The organism is Micromonospora sp. NPDC047753 (assembly GCF_040642735.1).
GTDB lineage: Bacteria > Actinomycetota > Actinomycetes > Mycobacteriales > Micromonosporaceae > Micromonospora.
This window is the reverse complement of the sequence record NZ_JBEYSL010000533.1, coordinates 1-4369: the sequence shown is the minus strand read 5'-3', so window position 1 is coordinate 4369 and position 4369 is coordinate 1. Positions and strand designations below refer to the sequence as shown.

General features: G+C 73.1%; 4 protein-coding genes and 1 pseudogene. All 5 read left to right on the top strand.

What is annotated here, in order from left to right:
- Nucleotides 1-96: 96 nt before the first annotated feature.
- A pseudogene (locus ABZ749_RS30255) lies at nt 97-1284 on the top strand (polysaccharide biosynthesis C-terminal domain-containing protein); the annotation flags it as partial.
- A gap of 8 nt (nt 1285-1292) precedes the next feature.
- On the top strand, nt 1293-2195 hold the full coding sequence (locus tag ABZ749_RS30250) for a sulfotransferase domain-containing protein (protein ID WP_355009240.1): 903 nt from the start codon (nt 1293-1295) through the stop codon (nt 2193-2195).
- Nucleotides 2192-3454, top strand: a complete 1263-nt coding sequence (locus ABZ749_RS30245; protein ID WP_357233753.1) for a hypothetical protein — start codon at nt 2192-2194, stop codon at nt 3452-3454. The genes ABZ749_RS30250 and ABZ749_RS30245 overlap by 4 nt, the downstream gene beginning before the upstream one ends.
- A gap of 214 nt (nt 3455-3668) precedes the next feature.
- Nucleotides 3669-4148 (top strand): UDP-N-acetylglucosamine--LPS N-acetylglucosamine transferase, encoded by a 480-nt coding sequence (locus ABZ749_RS30240; RefSeq protein ID WP_357233751.1) that lies wholly within the window; start codon nt 3669-3671, stop codon nt 4146-4148.
- Nucleotides 4145-4309: a hypothetical protein gene (locus ABZ749_RS30235; RefSeq protein WP_357233749.1), complete on the top strand. Its 165-nt coding sequence runs from the start codon at nt 4145-4147 to the stop codon at nt 4307-4309. Before ABZ749_RS30240 ends, ABZ749_RS30235 begins: the two co-directional genes overlap by 4 nt.
- The last annotated feature ends 60 nt before the right edge of the window (nt 4310-4369 follow it).

Below are 4369 nucleotides of genomic sequence, written 5' to 3'. Positions count from 1 at the left end.
CGGTCACGAGATCGATGGTGAGATGCCCGCCGGTGACTTCGTCCGGTGGGCCCGCCAGGTCGTCGATCTGCTCGGTCAGCTTGCCGACTCCGGCGCGGCTCCGGCGCGAGCGGCGATGCTCTGCTCACCGTCACGTTCGCCGCGGTGCCGGTGGTGGTCGCCATGACCCTGCTACTGGCCGCGCTGCGCTGCGTGCGGCCCATCCGGGCGTACGTCGGGGTGCAGTTCCTGCTGCTGCCGGTCGCCCGCCCGGTGCTGGTCGGCGCGGCCGCGCTGGCCGGGGGCGGCCTGCTCGCCGGCATGACCGGCTGGTTGGTGCCGGCGGCGTTGGCGCTGCTGGCCTGTCTCATCCTCGTCGCCGGCCCGCTCGGGCTGGGCCGGGGCGCGACGCTGCGTCCGCACCGCGCCGACTGGTCCACGTTCTGGCGCTTCGCGTTGCCCCGGGCCGCCTCGGCGGCCATCGACGCCGGCAGCATGTGGGTGGGCGTGCTGCTCACCTCGGTGCTGGCCGGGCCGGCGGACGCCGGTGTCTTCGGCGCGGTCGGCCGGTACGTGCTGGCCGGTCAGTTGGCCATGCAGGGGCTGCGGGTGGCGGTGTCGCCGCAGCTGTCCCGGCTGCTCGGGCGGGGTGAGCGGGCCGCGGCGGCGGCCGTGCACCGGCAGTTGACCACCTGGGGGCTGGTGTTGTCCTGGCCGGTGTACCTGCTGCTGGCAGTCTTCGCGCTGGCCTTCCTCCAACTGTTCGGGCCGGAGTTCACCGCCGGTGTGCCGGCGATGACGGTGCTGGCGCTGGCGATGCTCGTCAACACCGGAGTGGGCAACGTGCAGAGCCTGCTCCTGATGGGCGGGCGCAGCGGGCTGCACCTGGTCGCCACCGTTGCCGGGTTGACGGTGACCGTCTCGCTGGGTCTGTGGCTGATTCCCCGCTACGGCGCGACGGGCGCGGCGGTGGCCTGGGCGGCCGGCATCGCCACCGAGAACCTCACCGCCGCCGGGTTCGCCCGGTCGGTGGTTCGGGAGCCGCTGTTCGACGCCGCGATGGTGCGTGCCGCGGCGGCCACGATCGCCGGTGTGGGCCTGGCTGCCGGGGCCGGCGTGCTGGTGGGCGGTCGCGGCCTGCCCGGCCTCGCGGTGGCGTTGGCGGTGCTGCTGACCGGCTGCGTCGGCATGTTGACGTTGCCCCGGGTGCGCGCCGGCATCCGGGGGACCATGAGGCAGATCCGTGGAGGGGACAACGCGGCCGCGGCCGCCGAACCCACCTCGGCATCGACGAGAGGCAGGTGAGGTTCGTCGTGGTGTCCATCCGTGACCGGGTCAAGCAGTTGGTTCCGACCCAGGTGACCACCCGGGTGAGGGAGTCGCTCGTCGACTACGGCGTTCGCACCAGCGACCGCCGGCCGCTGCCGGACTTCCTGATCATCGGGACCAAACGGGGTGGCACCACCTCCCTGTGGAACTACCTCATCCAGCACCCGTTGGTGCCCCGGCTCTTCCCCGCGTGGAACACCAAGTCGGCGCACTACTTCGAGGAGCACTGGGGCCGCGGCGAAGCCTGGTACCGCTCGCACTTCCCGACCGAGCGGCAGCGCGAGGCCCTGGCCAAGCGGCACGGTGGGCCGGTCCGGGTCGGTGAGGCCGCCCCGCTGTACATGTTCCACCCGCTCGCCGCGGAGCGGGTCTCCGCGCTGATGCCGTCGGTGAAGCTCATCGTGCTGCTGCGGGACCCGGTGGAACGCGCGTACTCGCACTGGAAGGAACGCCGCACCCACGGCATCGAACCACTGGACTTCGCCGCCGCCCTCGCCGCCGAGCCGGAACGCACGGCGGGGGAGCGGGAGCGGTTGATCGCCGAGCCGGAGTCGTTCAGCGAGCCGTACGACTGGTACACGTACCGGGCCCGGGGGCGTTACCTGGAGCACCTGGAGCCGTGGTTGGAGCGCTTCGACTCGGGGCAGATCCTCTTCCTGCCCAGCGAGGACCTGTACCGCGACTCGCGGGCGACCTACCGACGGACCCTGGACTTCCTCGGTCTGCCGGCGTACGACCTGCCCAACTTCAAGGTCTACAACGATCGACGCTCGGCACCGTTGGAGCCGAGCGTGCGCGCCGAGCTGACCGACTACTACCGGCCGTACAACGACGCGTTGCGGCAACGACTCGGGCTGGACCTCGACTGGGCGGACCGGGCGGCGTGACGACAGGGGTGGGCCCGGCCACCGACCCGCGTTCGCGGGTGGACGGCCTGGGTTGGGTGAGCCGCGCGGTCTTCCCGGACGACCGGGTCGGCCTGACCGTGGCCGGTGCCCTGCCGGCCGGTCACCAGGCGGTGGCCCGGTACGCGGTGGTGCCGTCGGTCGCCCGGGCCCGGTTCCTGGTGCCGTTGGGCGCGCCCCGGGCCGGGGCGGCGTCCCTGTTGGCGTACAACGCCCTGCGGCCACCGAAGGTGCGCGCGCTGCGGGCGGTGCTCGGCGGGCTGGCCCGGTTCGGTCGGGCGGGGCTCGCGCCCTTTCCCACCTTGACCGTCTCGGTGCCGGCCGGGGTGCCGGCCGCGGAGCTGCTGCTGAGCGAGCGGCTCTCCGCCGACCTGGGTGACACGCCGCTGCTGGCCGCGTTCGGGGTCCGCCCACCCGACCCGAACGGCAAGCCCACCCTGCAACTCTTCAGTGCCGACGGGAGTCCGCGCGGCTACGCGAAGATCGGCTGGAACGACGCGACCCGCGCGCTGGTCAGCGCGGAGGCGGCGGCGCTGCGGGCATTGCGGGAGGTGGTCGGTGTCGCCGACCATCCGACGCCGCCGCGACTGCTCACCGAGACGTCGTGGGCGGGTCAGGTGGTCGCGGTGATCGAGCCGCTGCCCCCGGCGGTACGCGGGGTGCCGGTGGACGACCCGCCCCGGATCGCGGCGCTGCTCGCGGTCGCCCGGCGGGGCGGCCCGGCCGGCACGCCTCGACCGTTGGTCGACTCGACCTTCCTGCGTCGGCTGGCCGATCAGGCCGGCCAGGCCGCCGCGACCGAGCCGGCCGGTGCGCGGGCGGTCGCTGCGGTCTCGGCGCTGGCCCGCCGGCATGGCGACACCAGCGTCGAGTTCGGTCACTGGCATGGTGACTGGGTGCCGTGGAACCTGGGCTGGCACGCCGGCCGGTTGGTCGCCTGGGACTGGGAGCACAGCGGGCCGGACGTGCCGGTCGGCTTCGACCTGGCGCACGACGCGTTCCAGCGGGCCCTCGTGCTGCGTGGGGAGCCGGCCGCCGCCGCCGCCTCGGCTGTTGACGGACACCTGAGCCGGCACGGCGAGCGGCTCGGCCTCGACGCCGCGCAGCGCCGGCTCGTCGCCGACGCGTACCTGGTGGAGATGTGGTTGCGGACGTGGCGGCTGGCCGATGCGGGCGCGGGCTGGAACGCCGCCCTGCATCCCGCACTCTTGGACGTCATCGAGAAAAGACATAGCGGCTGATCTGGAGGAATCGCGGCGACGACGGTGCGCCGCAGAGTGACGACATAATCGCAGGTGGTGATGACGATCGATGGACCTCGGACGTTCGGTGCACCGCACCGCCCGCTGTGGAGATCGTCGGCTCGGCCGGTCGCGCTATTCAACGACCGGGGATCGTGTGATCTGCTTCTGCCTGGCGTGAACTGAAATTCCAAGCGAACTTGTGGGGAGTCGCGTGGACACGAACAACGACGACAGTGGGGCACCGGTGCTGCTGCTGGTCGGCTCCAGCGGTGGCCATCTGGCCCAACTACTGGCTCTGCGGCCCTGGTACGAACAGTGGCAGCGCTGCTGGGTCACCTTCGACACCCCGGAGGCGGTGTCGTTGCTGGATGGCGAGGACCTGGTGCCGGCGCACCACCCGACCACCCGCAACGTGCCGAACCTGCTGCGCAACGCGCTGCTGGCCTGGCGGGTGCTGCGGGCCCGGCGGGTCGCCGCCGTGGTCACCACAGGCGCCGGGGTGGCGGTGCCGTTCGTGGTGCTGGCCCGGCTGCGGCGCATCCCGACCGTCTACATCGAGGTGTACGACCGGATCGACACCCCGACGTTGACCGCTCGGCTCTGCCGGCCGTTCCTGTCCGCGATGCTCGTGCAGTGGGACGAGCAGCGCCGGCAGTACCCCGAGGCGACAGTCGTCGGGACGCTGCTGTGACCGGGGAGACGGGCACCGCCCGGCGTCCGCAACCCCGACCGGGCACCGAGGCGGCCCGCCTGCCGCGCCAGCGTGACAGCTCGGCGGTCGCCCAGCTCCGACTGCTGGTCGCGGTGGGCACCGACACACCGACCGCCCAGCGGTGCTCGGTCAGCGCGTAGCAGAACACCCCGCCGAGCGGGTCCACGCCGGGCCGCTCGACCATCACCCGCATCGCGCCG